General features: G+C 51.7%; 21 protein-coding genes and 1 other RNA gene. 5 read left to right on the forward strand and 17 right to left on the reverse strand.

What is annotated here, in order from left to right; genetic code table 11:
* Window positions 1-35 precede the first annotated feature (35 nt).
* From mraY to pdxR, 9 genes are all read right to left on the reverse strand, one after another.
* Complete coding sequence (mraY, locus tag C0081_RS01580) at window positions 36-1,121, reverse strand: phospho-N-acetylmuramoyl-pentapeptide-transferase (protein ID WP_101532038.1); 1,086 nt, start codon at window positions 1,119-1,121, stop codon at window positions 36-38.
* A 45-nt stretch (window positions 1,122-1,166) separates the two neighbouring features.
* Window positions 1,167-2,570, reverse strand: coding sequence for a UDP-N-acetylmuramoylalanyl-D-glutamyl-2,6-diaminopimelate--D-alanyl-D-alanine ligase (locus C0081_RS01585; protein ID WP_101532039.1), 1,404 nt, complete (start codon window positions 2,568-2,570; stop codon window positions 1,167-1,169).
* A complete protein-coding gene (locus C0081_RS01590) occupies window positions 2,567-4,063 on the reverse strand; it encodes a UDP-N-acetylmuramoyl-L-alanyl-D-glutamate--2,6-diaminopimelate ligase (protein WP_101532040.1) in 1,497 nt (498 codons plus the stop codon). Before C0081_RS01590 ends, C0081_RS01585 begins: the two co-directional genes overlap by 4 nt.
* A 48-nt stretch (window positions 4,064-4,111) precedes the next feature.
* Window positions 4,112-5,833 (reverse strand): peptidoglycan D,D-transpeptidase FtsI family protein, encoded by a 1,722-nt coding sequence (locus tag C0081_RS01595; protein ID WP_210200355.1) that lies wholly within the window; start codon window positions 5,831-5,833, stop codon window positions 4,112-4,114.
* 10 nt (window positions 5,834-5,843) lie between these two features.
* Entirely contained in the window at window positions 5,844-6,215 is a 372-nt protein-coding gene (gene ftsL, locus C0081_RS01600; protein WP_101532041.1) for a cell division protein FtsL, read from the reverse strand.
* Window positions 6,212-7,246 carry a 16S rRNA (cytosine(1402)-N(4))-methyltransferase RsmH gene (rsmH, locus tag C0081_RS01605; RefSeq protein ID WP_101532042.1) on the reverse strand — a complete coding sequence of 345 codons (1,035 nt, stop codon included), beginning with the start codon at window positions 7,244-7,246 and terminating at the stop codon, window positions 6,212-6,214. Before rsmH ends, ftsL begins: the two co-directional genes overlap by 4 nt.
* Window positions 7,243-7,713: a division/cell wall cluster transcriptional repressor MraZ gene (locus C0081_RS01610; RefSeq protein WP_101532043.1), complete on the reverse strand. Its 471-nt coding sequence runs from the start codon at window positions 7,711-7,713 to the stop codon at window positions 7,243-7,245. The genes rsmH and C0081_RS01610 overlap by 4 nt, the downstream gene beginning before the upstream one ends.
* 415 nt (window positions 7,714-8,128) lie before the next feature.
* Window positions 8,129-8,516, reverse strand: an RNA gene (gene rnpB / locus C0081_RS01615) — RNase P RNA component class A.
* A 32-nt stretch (window positions 8,517-8,548) separates the two neighbouring features.
* Window positions 8,549-10,063, reverse strand: coding sequence for a MocR-like pyridoxine biosynthesis transcription factor PdxR (pdxR, locus tag C0081_RS01620; protein ID WP_180966706.1), 1,515 nt, complete (start codon window positions 10,061-10,063; stop codon window positions 8,549-8,551).
* Between the two features lie 134 nt (window positions 10,064-10,197).
* On the opposite strand from pdxR, the gene C0081_RS01625 reads away from it, so the two are divergent.
* From C0081_RS01625 to C0081_RS01635, 3 genes are all read left to right on the forward strand, one after another.
* Window positions 10,198-10,872 carry a pyridoxamine 5'-phosphate oxidase family protein gene (locus tag C0081_RS01625; protein WP_101532045.1) on the forward strand — a complete coding sequence of 225 codons (675 nt, stop codon included), beginning with the start codon at window positions 10,198-10,200 and terminating at the stop codon, window positions 10,870-10,872.
* A gap of 221 nt (window positions 10,873-11,093) precedes the next feature.
* Window positions 11,094-12,518 (forward strand): MATE family efflux transporter, encoded by a 1,425-nt coding sequence (locus C0081_RS01630; RefSeq protein ID WP_101532046.1) that lies wholly within the window; start codon window positions 11,094-11,096, stop codon window positions 12,516-12,518.
* Window positions 12,515-12,943 carry a glyoxalase superfamily protein gene (locus C0081_RS01635; protein ID WP_101532047.1) on the forward strand — a complete coding sequence of 143 codons (429 nt, stop codon included), beginning with the start codon at window positions 12,515-12,517 and terminating at the stop codon, window positions 12,941-12,943. The genes C0081_RS01630 and C0081_RS01635 overlap by 4 nt, the downstream gene beginning before the upstream one ends.
* A 69-nt stretch (window positions 12,944-13,012) precedes the next feature.
* Here C0081_RS01635 and C0081_RS01640 read toward each other — a convergent pair whose 3' ends face one another.
* The 3 genes from C0081_RS01640 to C0081_RS01650 all read right to left on the reverse strand — a co-directional run bounded on the left by C0081_RS01640 (window position 13,013) and on the right by C0081_RS01650 (window position 15,392).
* Window positions 13,013-13,756, reverse strand: a complete 744-nt coding sequence (locus C0081_RS01640) for an N-acetylmuramoyl-L-alanine amidase (protein ID WP_180966738.1) — start codon at window positions 13,754-13,756, stop codon at window positions 13,013-13,015.
* Window positions 13,757-13,864: 108 nt separating this feature from the next.
* A complete protein-coding gene (locus C0081_RS01645) occupies window positions 13,865-14,575 on the reverse strand; it encodes a molecular chaperone DjiA (protein ID WP_101532049.1) in 711 nt (236 codons plus the stop codon).
* Window positions 14,576-14,690: 115 nt separating this feature from the next.
* Window positions 14,691-15,392: an extensin-like domain-containing protein gene (locus C0081_RS01650; RefSeq protein ID WP_101532050.1), complete on the reverse strand. Its 702-nt coding sequence runs from the start codon at window positions 15,390-15,392 to the stop codon at window positions 14,691-14,693.
* Window positions 15,393-15,469: 77 nt separating this feature from the next.
* Between C0081_RS01650 and C0081_RS01655 the strand changes: the two genes are divergently transcribed.
* Window positions 15,470-16,768 carry an amidase gene (locus C0081_RS01655; RefSeq protein WP_180966707.1) on the forward strand — a complete coding sequence of 433 codons (1,299 nt, stop codon included), beginning with the start codon at window positions 15,470-15,472 and terminating at the stop codon, window positions 16,766-16,768.
* 612 nt (window positions 16,769-17,380) lie between these two features.
* On the opposite strand, the gene metH is transcribed toward C0081_RS01655, so the two are convergent.
* From metH to C0081_RS01680, 5 genes are all read right to left on the reverse strand, one after another.
* Window positions 17,381-21,079: a methionine synthase gene (gene metH / locus C0081_RS01660; RefSeq protein ID WP_101532052.1), complete on the reverse strand. Its 3,699-nt coding sequence runs from the start codon at window positions 21,077-21,079 to the stop codon at window positions 17,381-17,383.
* A 71-nt stretch (window positions 21,080-21,150) separates the two neighbouring features.
* Window positions 21,151-22,050, reverse strand: a complete 900-nt coding sequence (gene metF / locus C0081_RS01665) for a methylenetetrahydrofolate reductase [NAD(P)H] (protein WP_101532053.1) — start codon at window positions 22,048-22,050, stop codon at window positions 21,151-21,153.
* A gap of 94 nt (window positions 22,051-22,144) precedes the next feature.
* Entirely contained in the window at window positions 22,145-23,125 is a 981-nt protein-coding gene (locus tag C0081_RS01670; RefSeq protein ID WP_101532054.1) for an ArsR/SmtB family transcription factor, read from the reverse strand.
* Window positions 23,126-23,305: 180 nt separating this feature from the next.
* Complete coding sequence (locus tag C0081_RS01675; protein WP_101532055.1) at window positions 23,306-23,563, reverse strand: DUF2312 domain-containing protein; 258 nt, start codon at window positions 23,561-23,563, stop codon at window positions 23,306-23,308.
* A 146-nt stretch (window positions 23,564-23,709) separates the two neighbouring features.
* The gene (locus tag C0081_RS01680) at window positions 23,710-24,006 is read right to left on the reverse strand and encodes a DUF1244 domain-containing protein (protein WP_101532056.1); all 297 of its coding nucleotides are present in this window, start codon (window positions 24,004-24,006) and stop codon (window positions 23,710-23,712) included.
* Between the two features lie 494 nt (window positions 24,007-24,500).
* Here C0081_RS01680 and C0081_RS01685 point away from each other — a divergent pair, with 494 nt between their 5' ends.
* Window positions 24,501-24,959: a DUF1036 domain-containing protein gene (locus C0081_RS01685; RefSeq protein WP_101532057.1), complete on the forward strand. Its 459-nt coding sequence runs from the start codon at window positions 24,501-24,503 to the stop codon at window positions 24,957-24,959.

Here is a 24,959-nt window from a genome sequence, read left to right on the forward strand (position 1 = left end):
GCACGCCAGACGACCACCTACCCCATCACATTTTATTAGCGCAATTTCAAAGTTGCCAGACCGATAAGAGCCAACACAACCGCGATGATCCAAAAGCGGATCACCACCTGAGGCTCGGTCCATCCCTTATGTTCAAAATGGTGATGAATCGGTGCCATTCGGAACACACGCCGCCCAGTCAGTTTAAACGAGGCAACCTGAATGATGACTGAAACCGCCTCTAGAACAAACAAGCCACCCACAATCGCCAATACAAGCTCATGTTTGGTCGCCACAGAAATCGCGCCCAACATACCGCCCAGCGCCAAAGATCCGGTATCGCCCATAAATATCGCGGCCGGAGGAGCATTGAACCACAAAAAGCCCAAACCGGACCCGACCATAGCACCGCACAAAACCAACAGCTCACCGGTGCCCGGCACATAATGAATTTGCAAATATTCCGCGAAAATCTCGTTACCAGACAGATAGGCGATAACACCAAATGTGGCGCTGGCGATCATAACCGGAACAATTGCCAAGCCATCAAGGCCATCAGTCAGATTGACCGCATTCCCCGCGCCGACAATAACGAACAAGCCAAAAGGTACAAAAAACCAACCCAAATCCAAAAGCGTATCTTTAAAAAACGGGAATGTGACGGAGGTGGAGAAAGAAGTCTCTCCCAGTTTTGCCACCGCAAAACACGCCAAACCGGCAATGACGGCCTCGATGGACAAGCGCAAGCGACCTGAAAACCCTCTATGAGAAGACCGCGAAACCTTGAGATAATCGTCATAAAAACCGATAAGGCCAAACCCGACGGTCACCGCCAACACGATCCAGACATATGGATTAGACAGATTAGCCCACAGCAAGGTTGCCGAAATCAAGCCGGTCAGGATCATCAATCCCCCCATCGTGGGCGTGCCGGTTTTGGTTAGCAAATGGCTCTGAGGTCCATCCTCGCGAATAGGTTGCCCCTTTCCCTGCCGCGCACGCAGCGACCGGATAATGGCAGGTCCAAACAAAAAGCCCACCAACAATGCCGTGATAATCGCACCAGCCGTTCGAAAGGTAAGATATCGAAACACATTAAAAACAGAAAATTGATCTGAGAATTCAACGAGATACATCAGCATCTGTTTGTCTGACCTTTCCAACGCGGCGCCAACAAAATGGCCCGCTTATCTTTTGCATTCACCCAGCAACGCAGCAACAATCGGTCCCATCCTCGACCCAAGCGATCCCTTTACCATTACCACATCTCCATCGCAGATATCGGCAACAAGAGGGGCAATAAGGTCCGCAGAGCTATTAGCATAGGTGGCGCGCATTGCGATAGGCACAATTTCCCACAAATGAGCCATCATCGGCCCACATAAATAAACCCGATCTAAACCAGTATTTTCCAAAGAGGTGACAAGCCCTTTATGCATTTCAATGCTATCGTCACCAAGCTCTAGCATATCGCCTAGTACGGCAATTTTACGGCCACTCCCTTGAGACAAAGCCAGCGTTGCGAGAGCAGCAGAGACCGATGCTGGATTGGCATTATAACTCTCGTCAATCAGCTGAACGGTCCCCCCTTCAATCGCCAAACTGTGCCGCTCACCCCGCCCTTTACTCGCTCCGTGCCGGGCGAGCACCTCACAAGCTTTGGTAACATCGCCACCAGACAAAGACACAGCCCCCAGAACAGACAGGGCGTTCAGGGCCAGATGTTCACCCGGCGCGGCCACATGGCAACGCACGTGATTACCAAAAAGGGAAACGGACAGATCAGACCCATCCGCAGCCAGCGTCAAATCCAACAAACGAACATCGCAGTCTTGAGACCGACCAAAGCGATGAATAGCATCAATGCCCTGGGCTTTTGCAACCCCGCTAAGAAAATCGCTAAATCTATTGTCACCATTGATCAGCACAGCGCCACCGGCCACAACACCTTCAAATATTTCGGCCTTTGCCGCTGCGATCTCGTCGATGCTATCAAAATTGCCAATATGAGCCGCGACGATGGTGGTGATTACTGCCAAATGCGGTTTGACCATCGCAATCAGGTTTCGGATTTCGCCAGGGTGATTCATGCCGACTTCAATCACACCAAACTCAATTTCCTTTGGCATTCTTGCCAAAGTGAGTGGCACTCCCCAATGATTATTGAAGGAAGAAACCGCAGCATGAACAGAACCACTTGGCGCCAAGGCAGCCCGTAAAGCATCTTTTGTGCTGGTTTTGCCCACACTGCCCGTAATAGCAATCACCCGCCCTGCGACCCTTGCTCTTGCCGCTTTGCCCAAGCGCTCCAGAGCGCTCAATACATCATCTACAAAAACAACGCGCTCGGCGATATCTAAAAATTCAGACCGTTGTGCATCGTCCAGAACCACAACAGAAGCACCGCTATCGAGCGCAGCCCGCGCAAACCCGTGACCGTCAAACCGGTCACCTTTGATGGCGAAAAAAGCATCCCCTTTAACAACCGTACGACTGTCAATCGATATGCTCATCACATCATCAATGGTCCCAGGTTGAAACGATGGAGACACAGCTGCAACAAAATCAGAAGCCGTCCACAATGGGGTCATAGAGCCGCCCCTTTTTCGATCTCGGCCAATGCTTTGGCGATGGCTTCATGGTCAGAAAATGGCAGTATCTCGCCTTTGATTGTCTGCCCTGTTTCATGACCTTTTCCCGCAACGAGCAAAATGTCTCCTGATGTCATCATGTCCACACCAAGCGAAATAGCCTTTTGCCTTCCAGCCACCTCAACACCATTGGTAACCGTTTCCATCACAGCGGCACGGATCAAAGCAGGATCTTCTGACCGAGGATTGTCGTCTGTGACAATCGAATAATCAGCAAAATTGTTACTTGCCTGCCCCATCAACGGCCGCTTGCCGGTATCACGATCTCCACCCGCGCCAAACACACATATCAACCGCCCTTTAACAAACGGCCGTAGCGCCTTAAGCGCCACCTCCAGCGAATCCGGTGTGTGCGAATAGTCAACATAGATGGCAGTATCAGCCCCAGACTGCCCCACCAGTTCCATGCGTCCGCGGGCACCCGTCAAACCACAGATAGCATCAATAATGTCTTGTGGCTTCAGCCCGCCAGCATAAGCCATCAAACCGGCAACCAACGCGTTGGATACCTGAAACGACCCAACAAGCGGCACAAAACAGTCAATCTCGCCCCAAATCCCACCCAAATGCACGCGTTGATCAAAACCCTCAACATCAATCGAACGCACAATAAGATCGGCGTCCGAAGAACGGCCCACGGTAAGACAGGTGAGGCGACGGGCCTTGGCAACTTTAAGAAAATGCGCACCACTGGGATCATCCAGATTGATAATCGCCGTGCCGCCATCACGGACGAGGCGGCTGAAAAGCTGACTTTTTGCAGCCCGATAGGCTTCAAACGTGCCGTGATAATCCAGATGATCACGGGTCAAATTGGTGAAGGCGCCAATATCGACGGACAAACAATCAAGCCGCTTTTGCTCCAAACCATGGCTGGAAGCCTCAAGCGCCAAATGTGTGACACCCTCTGCAACCAACCCCTGCACACTCTGCATCAACCCGACAGGGTCCGGTGTGGTCAAACCACCATATCGGGTGCCCTTCGGGCCTTCGATGCCGATGGTGCCAATATTGGCTGCCGCAATGCCTTGGCTTGCCCAGATCTGCCGCAGAAAAGATGCAATCGATGTTTTGCCATTGGTGCCCGTCACAGCAGCCACTTGCTCAAGCGGGGCGGGGAAATAGGCTCCTGCCAAACGCGCCAACGCCAAATGCGGGTCTTGAATGCGCAGGATCGGTTTGCCTCTGGCGTCAAAATCCGGAGGAAAATCGGACTGGTCGGAAACAACGACCAACACCGCACCGTTTTCCAGCGCTTGCGGTACAAATTGAGTCCCATCAACCTGAAGGCCCGGAATACCGACAAAAACAAAGCCGGCCTCAACAGACCGGCTGTCAGATGTGACCCCGGCAACAACAGCCTCGCCGAGGTTCGCCAAGAGAAAGTCTTCAATGGGCTCGTCTAGAACACCTAACAATTCAGACAGTTTCATCCACCAGCACTCCGGCTTGTTTGTTGTCACCTGATTTTGGCTACAGGTTTAAAAAGACGCAGCCACTGTTGGAACAAACTCTTGTTCATATCGGGGCATAACCCCCAAAATAGGACCGACACGTCGAATTATCGAGCCAACAGTCGGTGCCGCGTTCACACCAGCAGTTGCATAACCGTAGGTTTCCTTCAGTCCTTTTGGCTCATCCAGAATAACCAACACAACATATTTGGGTTTATCCATGGGAAAAGCCGCCAAGAATGAGTTGCGCAACCGGTTGTGAGAATATTTGCCATTGACGACTTTTTCGGCGGTACCAGTTTTGCCACCCACAAAATATCCATCAACCCGGCTGCGCTTGCCAGATCCTTTTTCTGCATTCAATCGCAATAGATATCGCATCGCGGCGCTGGTTTCCGTGCTCACCAACCGTTCGGTTTCGCCCTTAATTGACGTTTTGTCCCGTTTCAGGAAAGTCGGGCCGATATACATGCCATCATTGACCAAGGCAGCAGCGGTAGCGGCCAATTGAATAGGCGCAACAGTCAACCCATGACCAAATGAAATGGTCATCGTCGACAAATCAGTCCATTTTTTCGGGAAGGATGGCGACCGGCTTTCAGGCAACTCGGTCTGAAGCCGATCCAGCAAATGCGTTTTTCTCAAAAAGGCCTTGTGGTTTTCGCGCCCCACCTTTAATGCCATTTTGGCTGTACCGATGTTGGATGAATAAATAAAAATCTCGGGGACAGATAGAATTCGTTTTTTGGCATGAAAATCATTAATCGTCGCGCCCTTGACCCTGAGAGGCTGGCGGGCGTCAAAACTGTCGCTGATAGTCACTTGCCCGGAATCAAGAGCCATCGCCATGGTAATGGTTTTAAACACCGATCCCATTTCATAAACACCGGCTGTCATCCGGTTCAATCGGTCAGGCTTTTGCGCATTTTTCGGATCATTGGGATCATAATCGGGCAATGAGGCCATGCCAATCACTTCACCGGTCTCGACATCTAACACGATACCGGCAGCAGCAATTGCTTTGAATTTTTTCATATTTTTGGAAAGTTCATCCCGCAGAGCATGTTGCACGCGAATGTCTACCGACAGCTGTACGGGCTCTTGATCACGCGAGCGTGCAAACCCGGTGTCGTGTAACACCGACAGGCCGGAATCATCGATATATTTTTCCATGCCGGCAATGCCCTGATTGTCGACATTGACCAATCCCAAAATATGCGACGCGGTATTTCCGGCAGGATAAAAGCGGCGGTTTTCATGCAGAAAACCCAAACCGGGAATGCCGGCTTCATGCACCGCTTGCTGTTGGCGCGGTGTAACTTCCCTTTTAATCCAGGTAAAGCTGCCCTTGCCTGCCAAACGCTTACGCAACCAGGTTGATTTCAGGTCGGGAAAAACACCGGTCAGGGCATCAACGGCTTCATCAATATCAACGATCTTTTGAGGCTCGGCAAAAATCGAGGCCGTTCTGATATCAGTCGCCAGAATTTCTCCATTGCGATCAATGATATCCGGACGGGCAGCATCCATAGCGTCTTGCGCGCCGGATCGACTGCTCGCGACGGCTGGAGAAGCAAAACCCAACATAACCAGCCTTCCGGTCATGACTGCAAAGCAGCAAACAAAAACCAGAATAGAAAGCCGGATGCGACCGCAGGTCCCTTCTGACCGCACCTTATTGGCACCTTCAAAATCAAATCTATGACGAAAGGTCGAACCCGTTACATTTTCATGGGATGTATCCATCATATCCATCCCTCTATTCTACCCTTGCATGGACTGGCTGAGCATTTTTTAAAAATGCATCAAGTCCCTGTTTATCATCACCCGTCAAAGCAGGACCTTCAATCCGCTCAGGTAAATCGGCGGCACTTCCTATTTGATGCGGGTCGACAGCCTTCAGGTGCAACTGGTCCGAGAAACGCTCAACCAATCTCTGCACCCGTTGCGGCCGATTGAGGTAGCTCCATTCGGCTTTGAGCAAAAGCAGTGCTTCATTCTCAGCAGAGATTTGCTTTTCCAATGTGGCGATTTTCTTCTCTTCTTCTTGGGCCTCATGCTTGACCTGATAGAGCCAGAAAGCCCCGATCAAAACCAAAAAGAAGAGAAGAAAGTTTGTGAGTCTGCTCATTTGTGGCCTCCTGAGCGGCTCTCCGCCAGCATTTTGGGCAACCCAAGCCCGCGCGCATCTAGATCGTGAGGAGCGGCCTCTGTGCGCACGCCAGCCCGCAACTTGGCTGATCGCGCACGCGGATTCCGCGCCAATTCTTCATCCCCAGGCCCAACACCGCCCTTGACCAGCATCGTAAAGCTGGGGGCAGCAAGGTCCTGTTCCGGCATATGACGAGAACCGCCGAAATGGGTCTTGGAGCGCTCGGCAAAAAAGCGCTTCACAATACGGTCTTCAAGGGAGTGGAAAGCCACCACCACCAAACGCCCTCCCGGTTTGAGGCATTTTTCCGCAGCAACAAGCCCATCAACCAGCTCATCCAACTCGCCGTTGACATAAATCCTCAAAGCCTGAAAAACCTTGGTCGCCGGATGTGTCTTTTTCTTGGGATTACGCCCAATGGTTTTTTCAATCAGATTGGCCAAATCAAGTGTGGTTTCAAAGGGCTTTTCCGCGCGCCGTGAGCCAATAGCACCAGCGATGCGCCGAGCCTGACTTTCTTCGCCCAATTGCCGAAAAATCTTTGCCAGCTCAAACTCGTCATGCTGGTTAACGATGTCGGCAGCAGTTGGACCGCTTTGTGACATCCTCATGTCCAACGGCCCGTCATGCATAAAGGAAAACCCGCGCTCTGCTTCATCCAGCTGCATGGACGACACACCGATGTCCAGCACGACAGCATCAAGCGGCACATGCCCTGCCCCTTCGGCAAGGTCAGCCAATTCACCAAAACAGCCCGCGACAAATTCGAGACGCCCGCCAAATTCCTCTTGCATCGCAGCGGCTCGTCCAGCGGCTTCCGGATCACGATCGACCCCGAGCACACAGGCGCCAGCTTGCAAGATCGCAGAGGAATAACCTCCAAAACCAAAGGTGCCATCCAATATCCATTGGCCTTCTTTGGGATCAAGCGCATTTATAACTTCCGACAACAGAACGGGAACATGACGATCGGAATCGGCCTCTTGCACGACTTGGGATGGTGGAATCATTGCCCTACCCCTTCGCGCTGTTTTTGTGCAGCTTTGGCTTTGCGCATAGCGCGCGCCCGTTCCGTCGCTTCCGCCTTGTAGGCTTCATAACGGTCCGGTTGCCAAATCTGGAATTTGAACCCCTGCCCGACAAACACCACGGAATCCGTTATATCAGTATGCGCTTTGATGGTGTCACTCAGGACCACACGACCATCCTTATCAATTTTGAGCGTTTCACTTTCGCCAAGCAAAGCGGTCGCCAAGACTTCTCGTTCATCAGAGAAGGCTTCAAAGCTTTCTAGATGGGTGTCTATTTCACCGCGCAATCGCAAACCGCCAGCGTCAACCGCTTCCAAATCCAGAGACGGACTGCAGAACAGCATCTCCTGCCCTTCACGGGTGAGAATCTGCCGAAAAGGCGCAGGTATAGAAACCCGTCCCTTTGAATCCAGCCGATTCACATATTTGGACACAAAGTCGCCCATACAATCCCGCCTCGAAAACACAATTCAGATACTAAATCGCCCGCACAATGCGGCACCTGCCAATATCGCCAAAAAGAAACGAGTCATTTCTAAAGACACAATCTCCAAACGCATCCTCATGGGATATCATGGGATTATATGGGCGTCAATGGATTCTGATGGAGTCCATAGGGCATAACCAGCCCCCTATTGTAAGAAAATCAGCGTTAACAAAGGGTTGCACTCTCCAGCAAAAAGAGTGGAATTGCGGCTTTGAAAATTTCGGAAACATACAGCCATAAAAACCCGACAAGAGAGCCGTCAGGCACGCCAACTCAGCAGGTCCATTTTCGGGCTAATTCACGGAAAAACAGGGAGAAACCCGCATCATATCTCTGGAAACGAAGCGGCATATTTGTCTTTTAAAAAAGGAGAAAATACCAGTCGGTCTGTAAGCCGGGTTTTGTACGGCAAAGGCCAAAGCCTTTGCGTGGCAACCATTCATCTGGGGCATCCATTGCTGAATGCCTCATGCAACCCACCCGAATGACTGACTTGAAAGCAAGCCGGGCCGAGGCCCACGCCATTCCTATTCGGTCTTGCTCCCGGTGGGGTTTACCCTGCCGTCCGCATTGCTGAAGACGCGGTGAGCTCTTACCTCACCCTTTCACCCTTACCTGACCAAGGTCAGGCGGTTTGCTTTCTGTGGCACTTTCCCTAGAGTCGCCTCCGCCGGGTGTTACCCGGCACCGTGCTTTCTTGGAGCCCGGACTTTCCTCACCTGATTGCTTTCGCGACACAGGTGCGGCTGCCCGACCGACTGGTCCCACGGACCTAAGCCCTAACGCCGCACAGGTCAAGAGGCCATCGCATCAAGACGCGTTGCAATGCGCGTCACACCAGCCTCGATTTCTTCCAGATTTGAAGCCGCATACCCCAGAAACAACCCCTGTTTAACCTTTGACGACCCCTTCGATTGGGATGACCAATAGAGCGAAGACAATGCAGAGCTTTCCACACCGTCTTTACGCAAAAGCGGCACAAGGGTCTTGTCGTCAAAGCCCCGCCCCAGCGCATGCTCGGTGAAATAGGCAGGCAATTGAATACCCCCATCAGGCACAACGGGCGCTAGGAACGGCCGGCAATGCCGGTTCAAACCAGCAACAAGAGCATCGCGGCGCGCATGATAAAGCTTATTCATTTCACGCACATGTGCCCTTAAATGGCCATCGGCCATAAAATCAGCCAGCGCCTGTTGCACCACAACGGAGGGCACCGCCCCAACGTTGCGCAAACTCAATTGCGTTGCAGCCACCAACCGCTTGGGAACAATCAAATAAGCCACATGCAGCGAGGGCATGAGAGACTTGGAAAAAGTCCCCATATAGATGACCACATCCCGCCGATCCAACCCCTGCAAACAGGAGATGGGCGCACCAGAAAAGTGAAACTCACTATCATAGTCATCCTCCAGTATAAACGCACCCAAGGCGTCCGCTTGGGACAGCAGCGCCAGCCGGTCTTGTAGAGCCATCACCTGCCCTGAAGGGAATTGATGCGACGGCGTAGTATAGATAAGGCGCGGGTCTGCCCCCTCGGGCAATCTGTCTAGCAGCTGGGAGAAGGAATTCTGCTGATGCACGGCAATCGGATGACACAGCGCTTCAGCCCCCTTAAGCGCAGCCGTCATGCCTCCATAACCGGGCTCCTCATGCAGGGCCATATCACCGGGGTTGAGCAACAACCGCGCCACCAAATCAAGAGCAGCTTGCGCTGAAGACAGGATCATCACCTGATCAACCTCGGCAATCACACCACGGCTGGCCGCAGCATGGGCAAGGATGGCTTGTTTCAAGGCAGGCAAGCCGGAATAATGCGCATAACCGGCCATGTCGGGATGTAGCGGCAAGTGCCGTGCTGCACGGCGCAGCATGCGCCCCCACAGGTTATGCGGAAAGCTACGGACATCCGGCAGCCCCGGTTGGAACGTCGAAGGTGTTGGCAAGGATCGCCTCTCCACAGACATAAGCTGCAAAGCTTGTCGAGACAGCCGAGGCGCGGAAGCCGTACGCACCCGCGCAACATCATCCCGAGCATCCGGAGCTCCTCCTAAAAATCCGCGCGACGCCTCACTAACACAGGTGCCCCTTCGGCCATCCGATTGCAAATATCCTTCCAGCTCAAGCTGTTCATAGGCCATAACGACCGTATTGCGCCCCACACCCAAAGCCAGCGCCAACTGCCGACTTGATGGTAACGTGAAGCCCGCAACCAGATCGCCACGTTCAATCAACTGTCGGATTTGCCCAAACAACTGCCGCACCAAGCCATCATCAGACGAGCGATCCAGCATAATGTGTCCTGCCAGCATTTTTTTGGCCCTATGATTATTCACTTTATGGTTCTTTATATAGAGCCATAAATTTGATTTTATCAAGTCAGAGAAGCCCCAAAATCGAGCAAAGCAACGATGCGCCCAAGCCGCAAACATTTCAGGACCAACCAATGACCCAGACATCTTGCCAAGAAAAAACCTTCCCCGTCACAGAGGCCAATAAAATTCGCGTGGCAAAACGCGCCCATTATGACGAAGCCACCGTGCATGCCATCCTTGATGAAGGTCTGATAGCTCAAGTCGGCTTTGTCCAAGACGGCAATCCAATTGTCTTGCCAATGGTTTATGCACGCATTGGCGATCAGCTTTACATCCACGGCGCCAAGGCTACACGGCTGTTAAAACAGCTCAAAAAAGGCCTACCAGTCTGCCTCAATGTCACATTGGTTGACGGGTTGGTGGTCGGACGCTCGGCCTTTCACCATTCGATGAATTTCCGCTCGGTCAACATCCACGGCACCGCAAAACTGGTGGAGGATGAGCAGGAAAAATATGACGCTCTCGTTGCCGTAACCGATCATTTGGCCCCGGGTCGTTGGGACGAGACCCGTGCAATGACCACCAAGGAGGCCAATGCCACAACGGTTATTTCCGTCACCATTGAGACCGCAGCCGCCAAGGTCCGCTCTGGCATGCCCATAGACGACGAGGAGGATTATGCGTCCGATCATTGGGCCGGAATCGTGCCGATAACCACCGCCTATGGCCAACCGATTGATGACGCCCGCCTCAAGCAAGGCATACCCGTTGCCGACAGCATCAAGGCCCTGAGCAACAGGCGTTAAGCATCCGCTGCATTGATACAGCCGAAATAACACCCCTTGACAGACCCTATGGGAGCGCTCTATATCCCGCCCCATAGGTTGCAGACACCTGCCGCTCGCAGGCCACAAGGCCACGGTGAAGGTTTGCATTTGAAGACACATCCTGCCCCTCATGCATTTCATGTGGGTGGCAATGCGAGCCCCATCCAAAGACTAGAAATGCGTTTGATTAGGAGGCTGAGATGTCGTCGGACAGCTCTACCAACAATTCTGCGCTCCATCGCACCCCCGCCAATGGTTTCACCAACGGGCCACTTGGTGCTTTGTTCGCCAAAACCGCGCTGCCCATCGTATTTGTGATGAGCATGAACGGCCTCTTGTCCGTCGTGGATGCTATTTTTCTTGGCATCTATGTCGGCCCCAATGCGCTCAGCGCTGTCACCTTAATGTTCCCGATCTATATGTTGGTGGTTGCCTTATCGACACTGGTTGCCGGTGGCATGTCCAGTATTCTGGCCCGCCATCTGGGCGCAGGACTCACAACAGACGCACGCAACATCTTTGCCAGTGCGCACGGGCTGGCAATCACCTTGAGCCTTGTGCTGATCATCGCCTTTTTGTTCATTGGCCATCAGGTCACCTTTCTGGTGGCCGGTGGCGTTGAAGAACTGGCGTCCATGGGACACACCTATCTCGCCATCACCATCTTTTCAACGCCAATGCTGTTTGTATTGTCGGTGCATTCCGATGCTCTCAGAAACGAAGGCTTTGCTATGATGATGGCAGGTATGAGCCTGTTGGTGTCCCTTGCCAACATCCTGTTCAACTATATCCTCATCGCACAATTTGATATGGGGGTGGCAGGCTCGGCCTATGGCACTTTGATAGCGCAAGCACTTGCTTTGACTATCATCTTACTGTTCAGGATTTATGGGCCATCAATGCTGAAACCATGTCATTTGCTGCACAGCACGCCATTGGCCAACTGGCGGCCCATTCTTGCCCTTGGCGCCCCCCAAAGCCTTAATTTCCTCGGCATGGCTTTGGGCTCGACAGCAACCATCACCGCGTTGCAAATGGCAGCAACGCCACATTATGCGCAAACCATTGCGGCTTATGGCATTGTCACTCGCATCATGACCTTTGTGTTTCTGCCGCTACTAGGCCTGTCATTTGCTCTGCAATCCATCACGGGCAATAATTATGGTGCAAGTCTATGGCATCGCTCTGACAACAGCCTGCGCATCGGCGTGACGATATCACTGGTCTATTGCCTGTTGGCACAGCTCATCCTGACAACAGCGGCAGCCCCCATCGGGCGGATGTTCGTTGACGACGAAATGGTAGTTGGGGAGGTTGCCAGAATTGCGCCGATCATTGTCACCCTGATGTTCAGCGTCGGTCCCTTGCTAATGATTGCTACCTATTTTCAGGCCATCGGCGACGCCCCGCGTGCGGCGATCCTGAGCCTGTCAAAAAGCTATCTGTTTGTACTGCCGCTTATTTTTGTCCTGCCACTGCAGTTTGGTGAAACAGGCATATGGCTGGCAGCGCCCATCGCAGATCTATTCTTGATCACAACAACACTCATTTTACTGACATACACAGCGCGACAAACCCAACGCAAATGGGGCTTGTTCGCCACACCGAAAGAGGTGCAATCATGACGCAAAACCCCGGCACCCTCGCTGAGGCAAAAAAACAAGCCAAGCTGCTCCGTGCCAAACTGAGCGAAGACGGACACGCGATCTCGCACAGCAAATCGCTGGAATTGGTTGCCCAACAACAAGGCCATCGCGACTGGAACGCCATGTTCGCCAGTTTTGGCAACCAGACAAGCCGTGTCTGGCAAGTGGGAGATCGGGTCTCGGGACGCTATCTATCCCAAGCGTTCGAGGCTGAGATCATTGCCGTTAAACAAGTCACAGAGGGTTGGTATCGCCTGACATTCAAATTCGATGAAGCGGTCGATGTGGTGACATTTGACAGTTTTTCCGCCTTTCGCCAACGTGTCAGCGCCACAGTTGGCCCGCAAGGCACCACCAGAGAAAAGACTTCCAATGGCCAGCCTCAGTTGGTGTTGGATCTCTAGCCCCCAAAACAACAAAACCTGCCGCTCTTAATGAGCGGCAGGCTATCATTGTCGGCTACTCCACTAACCTTAAAGCTGAGGCAGCATCGCATTTAGTTTGTAAAGCGTTGTGATGGTTGACGTATCGGCGATCCCGTCGACCTTTTCAGGTCGAAAATGCATCTGAAAAGCCTTGACCACTGTCTCTGTCTGATCATCAAACACACCGGTTATCTCGATGCCGTAGCCATAAACACCCAGCATAGACTGTAAAGCTTGGATCGGTTGACCTTCGTCGCCTTTTTGGAAAAAACGCCCACCCGAAATGGTTTCTGGTTCAGCCCAATGGCCCACACCGGCTTTTGATAACACCTGCCAAGGGAAAAGACTGCCCGGATCGATCTTACGGCCTGGAGACACATCCGAATGGCCCAACACCCTGTATGGCGCGATTTCGTGCCGTTCGATAATATCCTTGGCCAACGCGATGACCGCATCCAACTGTACCTTGGGGAAGTCTTCATTGCCCGCATTGGCAATTTCGATCCCAATTGAACAGCTGTTTATGTCAGCATCGCCCTTCCAAACGGCTTTGCCCGCATGCCATGCACGCGCGCCTTCATCAACCAGTTGCAGGATTGAACCATCCCGATGCACATAATAGTGGGATGATACCTCGCTCTCCGCATTGCACAGCCAATTGAGCGCCTGCTCGTCATCTTCCATCCCGGTATAGTGTAAAACCAGCATATCGACCTTGCGCCCCTCCTTACGATCACCAAAATTGGGAGAGGACTTCAGATCGCACGCACATCGGGTCTGTACAGTTGACAGCATCATTAACTCCATAAGATCGGGATAGGTCGCTTTGGCCCTAAAAACGTTTGGCCCCAGAAAACTCGGGCTAAGACTCAGGCAAAGATCGCCAGAATTGCGTCTCTCTTAACGCAAGCCACGCTCAATCACAATCAGCGACCACGCGTTATTGATAGAAGCCAGTTTTTCGGTGGAAATGCGCACAAACTCTTCCGGCACACCACGGGCAATCATACTATCAGGATGGTTTTCGCGCACCAGCTTACGATAGTGACTCTTGAGTTCTTTGTCAGACATCGACCGATCGGCAGCCAGAATGGTATAGGGATCCTGCTCATCCGGTTTTACATGCTGCATCTTGATGCGAAGAAAGCTGCGATCGGAAATGCAAAAAATCTCCGAGACACGCTCCAGATACATCATTTCGCGGCTGTGCATGACCCCGTCTGCACCGGCTATCAAAAACAGCCCGTCGATAATATCTTCCAACGCTTCAGGCTCGTCTTCATACAACGCCGCAATCTGTTTGGCATAGGATTCATACCCTGCCACATCTTGCTTAAAGAGATTGAACATGCGCACCACATTGCGCTCTTCCCCTTCGGGAATTTCGAACATGGTCTGAAAGACGTTGATTTCGTCCTGCGTCACAACACCATCTGCCTTGGCCATTTTGGCAGACAGGGCAATCATCGCAACGGTAAATGTCAATTGTTTGCGATCAAAGCGGTCACCCACAGTCTTAACCGCAGACGCCATCTTTTCGACAACGAAGGCAAGGGTTTCGCTATGTCGGATATCATCGATCAGACTGCCAATCTGGCTCCAGATGCTCATTTTTTCTCCTGATCGCTTTCCACCATTTCGCGCGCATCATAAATCTAGGTGAGTCCAAAAGCGATTGCGAGAGCAAGTATAACAAAAATTTAATGTTCAGCCTTTTGGCAGCCCTTTATTGACACAAACGCCATGTGCCTTTTCGCCCGTGCTTGCCATGGTCCAGATGAATATGATCCTGATGATATTTATCGCCTCCGGGACCAATAACAGTGGTGAAATATTTACAGGACGCACGGTTGAAACTGCGCAAAAACTTGCCCTTTTTGCTATAGGAATGCCAATCTTCCTCAACATTCACAACCTTGCCATCCGCAAACGTCATGGCACTGACATCAAACGCATTGAGGCGAGCATGTTCGGAGATTTTGGCTCCTTTTTTGCTATTGCGAGTACGGCAGGCATATGACGCCGCCACTTGGATATCACTCACTGGCTGGCCCAAATGCTTCTGCGCCAACGGCTGGACCTCCTCTGTAAAGAAGCGATAAAGCTGGGTCATCATCACACAATTGAGCTTGGCATCGGAGCTAAAGCGAACAGGATATGCCCCATCCCACCCTTGCACCAAATAGGGCGATGGATGCCCACATCCATCTCTGTCATTAATTGGAGGCAAAGGCATGGCTTTGACCAATCCTTGATCAAAAACCGGACAAGATTGCAGGGAAATTGCAGGATCAGGCAACACAGCATCGCGCTGTAACTGAGCTTGATCTATCTCCTCGATGTCTGAAAGACCGACGCAGCCGGCAAGAACCAGCATTCCGAACACAATACAGATCACGCGCGCTTGGAAGCCCTTACCGTTAAACATATATAGTGTCCCGCTTGCAGCCCGTGGAATAAGGGTGCATTCTGATGGAAAAAGGTAAACAAAGTGAGGACGGTGTTATGACACAATCACCAACCAAACCCGAGACGGTTGGACCTGTTAGCCTTCTGGAATGTCTCAAAGCGATCAACGCCGGCATACTAACGCCTCAAGAGTCCATAGCAGGCTGTCTGTCGCGCATCGAAGCGTATGACGCAGAAATCATGGCCTTTTCATCCCTGAGCGAAACCGCCTTGCACGACGCGACCCAGGCATCCGGGCCATTGAGCGGCATCGGCATGGCCGTTAAAGATATATTCGACACCTACGATTTACCAACGGAGTGCAATTCTCCTATCTATCACGGTCACATGTCCGGACGGGACGCAGCAATTGTTGCGCAGGCGCGCAAGGCCGGTAGCACCTTGCTGGGCAAATCAGCAACCACAGAATTTGCCTTTCTCCAACCCGGCACCACCCGCAATCCGCATAATCTGGAGTATACACCCGGTGGTTCCTCTTCGGGGTCAGCGGCAGCCGTTGCTGCGGGCATGGCCCATTTGGCCTTGGGCACACAAACCGGTGGCTCGATCATTCGCCCCGCGGCCTTTTGCGGTGTCACAGGCTTCAAGCCAAGCGCAGGTCTGTTGCCCAAAGTTGGTATCAAAGAATTTTCCTGGTCTCTCGATACTGTAGGCCTCTTTACAGCAACCGTCGCCGATGTGGCATTTGCGGCGTCTGTGCTGACAGGGCGCACCCTCAAAATCGCCCCAGAAGCACAGTTTGAACTGCCCAGACTAGGCATCGTGCGCAGCCATTCTTGGTCGGAAGCAGACCCCGGCTATCGCCAGCAGTTTGAAGACCTGATCAAAAGCCTCAAGCGCTTTGGCGTTGACTTGATAGACATAGAACCAAGCGACACCCACATCGCAGCTTTTCATGCCCATCAGATTATTCAGGATTATGAAGCGCGGCAGGCTTTGGCATGGGAATACTCGACCCACCCCGATCAACTCAGCCCCTTGCTGAAGCAGACCCTCGACTTTGCCCAGACCATCAAGCCCTCCGACTATGACGAAGCCCGCATGTGCGCGGAAAATGCCAGCAAGGAAATGGACGAGCATTTCGAAGATGTCGATGCCTTGATAAGTCTTTCTGCACCCGGCCCTGCACCAAAAGGATTGGCGTCAACAGGCTCCCCGATTTTCAACCGCATCTGGACCCTGTTCGGACTTCCAGCCATCAACATAGCTGGCCTGACCACCCAAGATGGCCTGCCACTGGGTGTGCAAATCATCGGTCCCTACATGGCCGATCAAGCAACATTGCATATTGCCCATTGGCTGGAAGGGGCGATCAAACGTCACCAAGAGAGATAGCTACAAGCATGGTTTAGGTATGATCCGACAGCTTGCTCGGCTCCTGCGTCTGGTGCCTACCTATATGCTGGCACCAGAACGACAAGCAGGGACCATGGGCAATATTCATGAGCGAGCCAGATCGACAGGGATAAGGACAGTCAATAACCAGCCGCGATTTTGAAAAATTTATGAATATTGCATGACAATTTCACCTTCTATCCCCTGTTTTCTGACACAAATTGTCACAGGGCTTATCGAGGCGAGACAAAGGGTTATTGAGAAAAAGGCTGCCAAATTGCCCATTTTTAAGGCGTATGAATAATTTTTCACTTTTTGATCCGCCCAAGTTATCCTAGACTTCAGGTCCAGAAGAAAAGGCTTGGAGGAGCTATAACATGATTAAGTCTATGAATTTCATGTTTGTATGTGCAGCCTTTGCATTCGTAGCAGCTGTTGTGTTTGGCATTATTTAAGCAACAAAATGCCAGACATCATTTTGCAGTTAGAGGCTGACGATTAAGGCCGTTGAAAAGACAGGCCTATTTAAAGATTTGGGACAAAAAAACCGGGACTGCTCCCGGTTTTTCTACTTTTAGAATTACTTCAAATACATCAGCTCTACTGAACAGCTCATGGTCGGTAGTTCAGGATTGGAGCCAGCCACTTCTCAGCCACTTTAATGTCCCATCCTTTACGCGCCGCATAATCAGCCACCTGATCCTTTTCGATTTTGCCAACACCGAAATAATAGCTGTCAGGATGCGCAAAATACAGCCCGGACACAGCGGATCCCGGCACCATTGCGCAGCTTTCGGTCAAACGAATGCCAGTCCGGGCTTCGGCATCCAGAAGAGCAAACAGCGTACGTTTTTCTGTATGGTCTGGTTGGGCGGGATAGCCTGCCGCTGGCCGAATGCCCTGATATTTTTCGGCAATAAGATCCTCTGTACTCAACCCCTCTTGTGCCCCATAACCCCAGAACTCGCGGCGCACCCGTTTGTGCATCACTTCGGCAAAAGCTTCGGCCAATCTGTCCGCCAACGCCTGCATCAGGATTTTGGAATAATCATCCCCTTCCGCATCAAACGCAGCGACATACTTTTCTTCACCAAAACCGGTTGAAACAGCAAAACCGCCAATATAGTCGGTAACATGGGTATCGATCGGAGCCACAAAGTCACTCAGCGCCACATTGGATCGCGCTGCACGCCCTGCAATCTGTTGCCGCAAGGAATAGAACCGCGCGATCTCATCACCTTTGCTATCGTCAGAATAGACTGCTATATCGTCGCCCACCGCATTGGCAGGCCACAGACCAATCACGGCCCTTGCCGTCAACCATTTCTCATCGACAATTTTCTTCAGCATTGCCTGCGCATCATTAAACAGGCTTGTTGCCACTTCACCGTATTTATCATCGGTCAAAATGGCAGGATAGCGCCCCTTCATTTCCCACGTCGAAAAGAAAGGCGTCCAGTCGATGTAGGGCACAAGCTCTGCAAGGTCATAATTGTCAAACACCTTTGTGCCGGTGAACTGCGGTTTGACCGGTTGATACCCATCCCAGTCGATCTTCAAAGCATTGTTACGAGCGGCATCGATGGTAAGGCGTTTTTTCTTGTCCTGAGCCGCTTCATGCTTGACGCGAACCTGAACATAATCATCTTTGATTTGCCCGACATAATCGTCTTTTTCACGCGATAGCAATTTGGTCGCCACCCCGACAGCCCGGCTGGCATCGGTGACATAAATCGCCTGCCCGCGCACATAGTTGGGCGCAACCTTTACCGCCGTGTGCACTTTAGAAGTCGTTGCACCACCAATGAGCAACGGCTTGTCAAAGCCTTCACGTTCCAGCTCGGCAGCCACATGACACATTTCGTCCAATGATGGGGTAATCAGGCCTGACAGACCGATGATATCGACATTCTCGCGCCGCGCCGCTTCCAAAATAGTGGCGGAAGACACCATAACCCCCAGATCAACCACGTCATAACCGTTGCACTGCAGAACCACACCGACGATATTTTTGCCAATATCATGCACATCGCCCTTGACGGTTGCCATCAACACCTTGCCCGCGCTGCGACGCTCGCCGTCTTGTTCAGCATCCATAAAGGGCAACAGATAGGCCACCGCTTTTTTCATCACGCGGGCAGACTTCACCACCTGCGGCAAGAACATCTTGCCATCACCGAACAGATCACCAACGACATTCATGCCGTCCATCAGCGGTCCTTCGATAACGTCGAGAGTACGCACAGATTTGACGCGCGCTTCTTCAGCATCGTCTTCGATATAATCGCTGATGCCCTTAACCAGCGCGTGTTCGATGCGTTTCTCTACCGGCAACTCCCGCCAAGACAGATCGACAACACGCACTTCGCCTTTTTTATGCAAGAAGCGTTCGGCAATTTCGAGCAAGCGATCGGTGGAATCATCGCGGCGGTTCAGCACGACATCTTCGATACGCTCAAGCAATTCCTTGTCGATTTGGTCATAGACCATCAACTGTCCGGCATTAACGATGGACATGTCCAACCCGATCTTGATGGCATGATACAGAAAGGCTGAATGCATCGCCTCACGCACCAGATTGTTGCCACGGAAAGAAAAAGACAGGTTCGATAGGCCACCAGAAACATGCGCCCCTGGCAGATTTTCACGGATCCATTTGGTGGCGTTGATGAAGTCGACACCATAATTGTTATGCTCTTCGATCCCCGTTGCCACAGCAAACACATTGGGATCAAAAATAACGTCTTCAGGTCTGAAGCCAACGTCATTGACCAGAATGTCATAGGAGTTTTTGCAAATCTGGATTTTGCGCTCGTAGCTGTCCGCCTGCCCTTTTTCATCAAAGGCCATCACGACAACAGCCGCGCCATAGCGCTTGACCAGTTCGGCCTGTTTGACGAACGCGTCTTTGCCTTCTTTCATCGAGATAGAATTGACCACGGACTTGCCCTGAAGGCATTTCAGCCCCGCCTCGATGACACTCCATTTGGAGCTGTCCACCATGATAGGCACACGCGAGATGTCCGGTTCTGCAACAATCAGATTGAGGAATGTCGTCATTGCCTCTTCAGAATCGAGCAAGCCCTCATCCATATTGACGTCAATGATCTGGGCACCGCTTTCCACCTGTTGCCGCGCCACATCCAGCGCCGCTTCATAGTCACCTTCGGTGATCAGACGGCGAAATTTGGCCGACCCCGTAACGTTGGTGCGCTCACCGATATTGACGAAATTGGTCTCAGGCGTCAGCGTAAAGGGCTCAAGACCCGACAAGTGCATATAGGGAGCAAGTTTAGGCACTTCGCGCGTTGGATACTTTTTCACGACCTCGGCAATAGCCCGAATGTGATCCGGCGTCGTACCACAACAGCCACCGACGATATTGATCAGGCCGTCCCGGGCGAACCCTTCCAGCAAGCCCGCCATATGCTCGGGGCTTTCATCATATTCGCCAAATTCGTTCGGCAATCCGGCATTGGGATAGGTGGAAACCAGCGTTTCGGCGACCCGAGACAGGCTATCGACATGCTGACGCAGCTCGGCTGCCCCCAAGGCACAATTGAGGCCCACAGCGAAGGGTTTGACGTGACTTATGGAATGATAAAAGGCTTCCGCTGTCTGACCAGACAAGGTGCGGCCAGATTTATCGGTGATTGTGCCAGATACAATCACCGGCCAACGCATACCACGCTCTTCGAAAACCTCTTCCACGGCAAACAGTGCCGCCTTGGCATTCAGCGTATCAAAGATCGTCTCAACGGTCAGAGCATCCGCCCCACCGTCAAGCAGGCCGTTGGCAGCTTCTTTGTAAGCGATGCGCAGGTCGTCAAAAGACACCGCGCGATATCCGGGGTTGTTCACATCGGGTGAAATGGAGGCCGTCCGGTTTGTTGGCCCCATTGCTCCCAAAACAAAACAATGGCGCCCCGGCTGGCTGGCTTCTACGGCAAGCGCGGCTTCCTTGGCAATTCTGGCACTGACCACATTCAACTCATAGGCCAAATGCTGCATGGCATAGTCAGCCTGCGCGATCGATGTTGAGGAGAAGGTGTTTGTACCGGCAAAGTCAGCACCGGCTTCAAAATACTGCCGATGGATATCGCGGATGGCATCTGGACGCGTGATGGACAGCAAATCATTATTGCCCTTCAGATCCTGATTCCACATGGCAAATTGCTCACCGCGAAAATCATCTTCTTGCAGTTCGAGACGTTGGATCATGGTTCCCATGGCCCCGTCAAGAATGAGAATGCGCTCAGACGCCAGACGGGTCAGCAGCTCAAACGATGGGCTTAAAGACAGGCTCGACATGACTTGGTTTCCTTCACTCACTTAACTGGCTTTGCGGGCAATCCCGCGTCTCGATCTATTTCAACAATGGGTTAGACAGCAACCGGACGCATACCCAGAAGATGACAAATGGCATAGGACAGGTTGGCGCGGTTCATGGTGTAGAAATGGAAATCATCCACCCCCCGCTCATGCAAATCATTCACCTGTTCAGCAGCAATCGCCGCAGCGACCAGACGATGGGTCTCAGGATCATTGTCCAATCCCTCAAACCGGTTGGCCAACCATTGCGGCACACTAGCGCCTGTCCGTCCGGCAAAATTTGCCATCTGGACAAAATTGTGAATAGGCAGAATACCCGGTACAATGGGAATGAAAATCCCTGCCCGACGGGCGCGCTCCACATAAGCTTCATACAAATCGTTATCAAAGAAAAACTGCGTAATCGCCCGGGTCGCACCGGCGTCGACTTTTTGGCGCAACATTTCGATATCGGTAGCAAAATCGGGACTTTCCGGATGTTTTTCAGGATAGGCCGACACAGAGACCTCAAATCCACCAATATCGCGGATGCCAGCCACCAGATCAGCCGCATTCACATACCCGTCCGCGTGAGGCACATATTTACTGCCCACCCCGTCGGCGGGGTCTCCCCGCAGAGCAACAATATGCTTCACTCCGCAAGCGGCATAAGACTCGACAACCTCGTTCACCTCGGCTTTGGTCGCGCCAACACACGTCAAATGCGCAGCAGCAGGAACATGGGTTTCGGTTATAATGCGTTCAACTGTGGCATGGGTCCGCTCGCGGGTCGAGCCACCCGCACCATAGGTCACCGAAACAAAATCGGGACAAAGAGGCGCAAGCCTTTTGACACAGGCCCAAAGATTTTCTTCCATTTTAGGTGTCTTGGGCGGAAAAAACTCAAAAGAGATATTCAGTTTTTCGGCTGTCTGGCTGCGTCGTCCGCTGCGCTCTGCATTGTGGTTCATAATTCGATACTCATTGTTTGTCGGCCTTGGGGAGGCAAGGCTTGATAATTGCGATGACCAAGAGCTCAAAGCCCCCGTCAGAAAATTCCCGAATTCATATCGGCTCGCTGCCAGCCATCTTGGTCGCCACCCAGACTGTCACGGTCAAAGGTGTATCGCTCATCTCAACCAATCGGCGTTCTTGTTCCAGATCCTTTGCGATGGTCAGTTTGAAGCCTGCTTCAGCCATCCAGCGGCGCATGGCATCGTGGGAGAATCCCAATCGCCTGTGCGCATGGTCCTTTCGCAAAAATTCATGTGAATGGGGGGCAAAGTCCACAACCAGAATGCGCCCGCCCGGAGCAATGACATTGCTCGCCTCTTCCAGTGCTGCCGAAGGATCATCAAGATAGTGTAGAACCTGATGCAATGTCACCAAATCGAACTGGCGATCAAGCGATGCTAAATCGAGAATATTGCCCTGCTGCACATGCAAGTGACCATGGTTGGGACCATCAAGACGCGAACGGGCAATTGCCAGCATCGAGCGGTTCGCATCCAAACCAAGACCATAACGGCATTGATGCGCCAAAAGTGATAGAATACTGCCCGTGCCCGTGCCCAGATCGAGCAATTGATCGATGGGCTTATCCCCCAAGCTGGCTACAATCGCCTGCTCAACAGCACTTTCGGGAACATGTAAGGCACGCAACTCGTCCCAGCGTTCAGCATTCTGTTGGAAATAATCAGCGGCTTGCTGTGCACTGGCGGTACGAATCTGCTCCAACCGTTCTCTATCGCGCCGGATCATGACATCTTGTTGGTCGACATGGCGCAAGGCCGCTGCAATCAGATCGCCTTTTGCTTCATCTCTTGTGAGGCAATAATAGACCCATGCCCCTTCCGGCAAACGCTCGACCAGCCCGGCTTCATAGAGCAATTTGAGATGGCGGGAAATCCGCGGTTGGCTTTGATGCAGAATGGCCGTCAAATCCTTGACCGACAAATCCCCTTCAGCCAACAACGACAGCAAACGCATACGCGTCGGCTCTCCACTCGCCTTCAACAATCCAACCATTTCATCAAGCGTCAACATTCATCACCTCAAAGATATAAAGATATCTTTATGCGATTAATTTAAACATAGCAAGATCCAATCTTATATCTACACATGCTTGCGACCCAACATCGCCTGTAGACGCAAAAAGCCCCGCTAAACAGCGGGGCTTTTGATTCATAATAATATACTGCCAATTGTCGGCAGGTTTATTCTTTATTACTCAGCGCTGGGCGCCATGCCCAATGCATGCAGATACAGATCCAGCAGCGCTTCCATTTCTTCGCGCTCATTGCTGTCCTGTTTTCTCAAACGCACGACTTGACGGATCACTTTCACATCATAGCCGTTGCCTTTGGCTTCCGCATAAACGTCTTTAACGTCGTCTGCGATCGCTTTTTTCTCTTCTTCTAGACGCTCAATCCGCTCGATAATCGCACGAAGCTGATCAGCGGCAACACCACCTGGATTTGACATTTCTTACTCCAAATTTCGGTTAATGGGCCCATGCCACACAACGGCTGGCACAAGGACCAACAATTAACCTCTCTCTAACCAAATTAGTCTTGCAACAATCTTAACATCTCCCAAAGGCACACCGACAAAGACAACATACCAACGGATCAATCATGATTGTGACTGCCTTTAAAAGCCTGCAGCTGCTCATTTGAGGCCTCGGACTGATGCGCTTTCTTCCATTCATCATATGGCATGCCATAAATGATTTCGCGCGCATCTTCTTTGCTCATTTTAAGGCCCGATTCTTGAGCCGCCTCCATATACCAACGAGACAGACAATTGCGGCAAAAACCAGCAAGATTCATCATATCGATGTTCTGAACATCCTTGCGCTCACGCAAATGCTCCACCAACCGACGAAACGCGGCAGCTTCAAGAGCCGTTTTGTGGTCTTCGTTCATAGGGTCCCTACAATCGTCACTATAGAATGATGCACCGTTTTGGGCAGGCGCACATCATAGCCAGTCTCCAGCTGGGAACAAGAAAGAATTAAAACTTTCACCGCCCCAATTGACACAATCATGGCTATGCAACAATTCTGTAGAATTAGACCAAAGTCATAAGATGTTAGACCATGATTATGCCCTACTATTGTGTCAAAATCACCTTCACACAGCTGTTCATCTGTTTTGCTAAAATGCTCGCACGGCCAATTAAAACAACATTTCTATGCAACCAGACCCAATAGCAGATCCAATGCAGTCTTCGTTCATGCCAAATCGAATAAACGCTTCAGAACCGCATCTATCGATTGAAAATCACAACAGACGCCTTCAAAACGTGTAATTTTCGACACCCAGTTCGACTAATGTCGAATTCTGTCATTGACATTATGGGCACGAAACGCGAAACAAAGGGCGGCTTCCCAGCACTCTGAAAGACGATATCGAGCCCTATGTTTGTTTGGAAACACAAAATACGAACCACCACCCTGCACTTCGGTCAAACATCGGCCAAGGCACTTACCATCGCAGGTTTATTTCTTGCTTTCAGCGGCGTTCCCGCATTAGCTGACTTGCGTGTCTGCAACAAGACAGGCAGCACCATTGGTCTTGCTATCGGTTATGAACTGAAGGGCGAATGGATCAGCGAAGGCTGGTGGAACCTAGAACAAAAGAAATGCGAGACTGTCCTCAAAGGTATTCTTGTAAAAAATCGCTACTTTATCCACGCCATTGACTATGACAAAGGTGGGCAGTGGAATGGCGAAACATTTTTGTGCACGCAAGATCTGCAATTCCAGATCAAGGGAACACAAGAATGTGTCGCACGCGGATTTGAGAGAACCGGCTTTTTCGAAATCGACACCGCCGGAAAACAGGATTATACGGTTCAATTGACCGATCAAGAATAG

The organism is Cohaesibacter celericrescens (assembly GCF_002866925.1).
In the GTDB taxonomy this organism is placed as follows: Bacteria; Pseudomonadota; Alphaproteobacteria; order Rhizobiales; family Cohaesibacteraceae; genus Cohaesibacter; species Cohaesibacter celericrescens.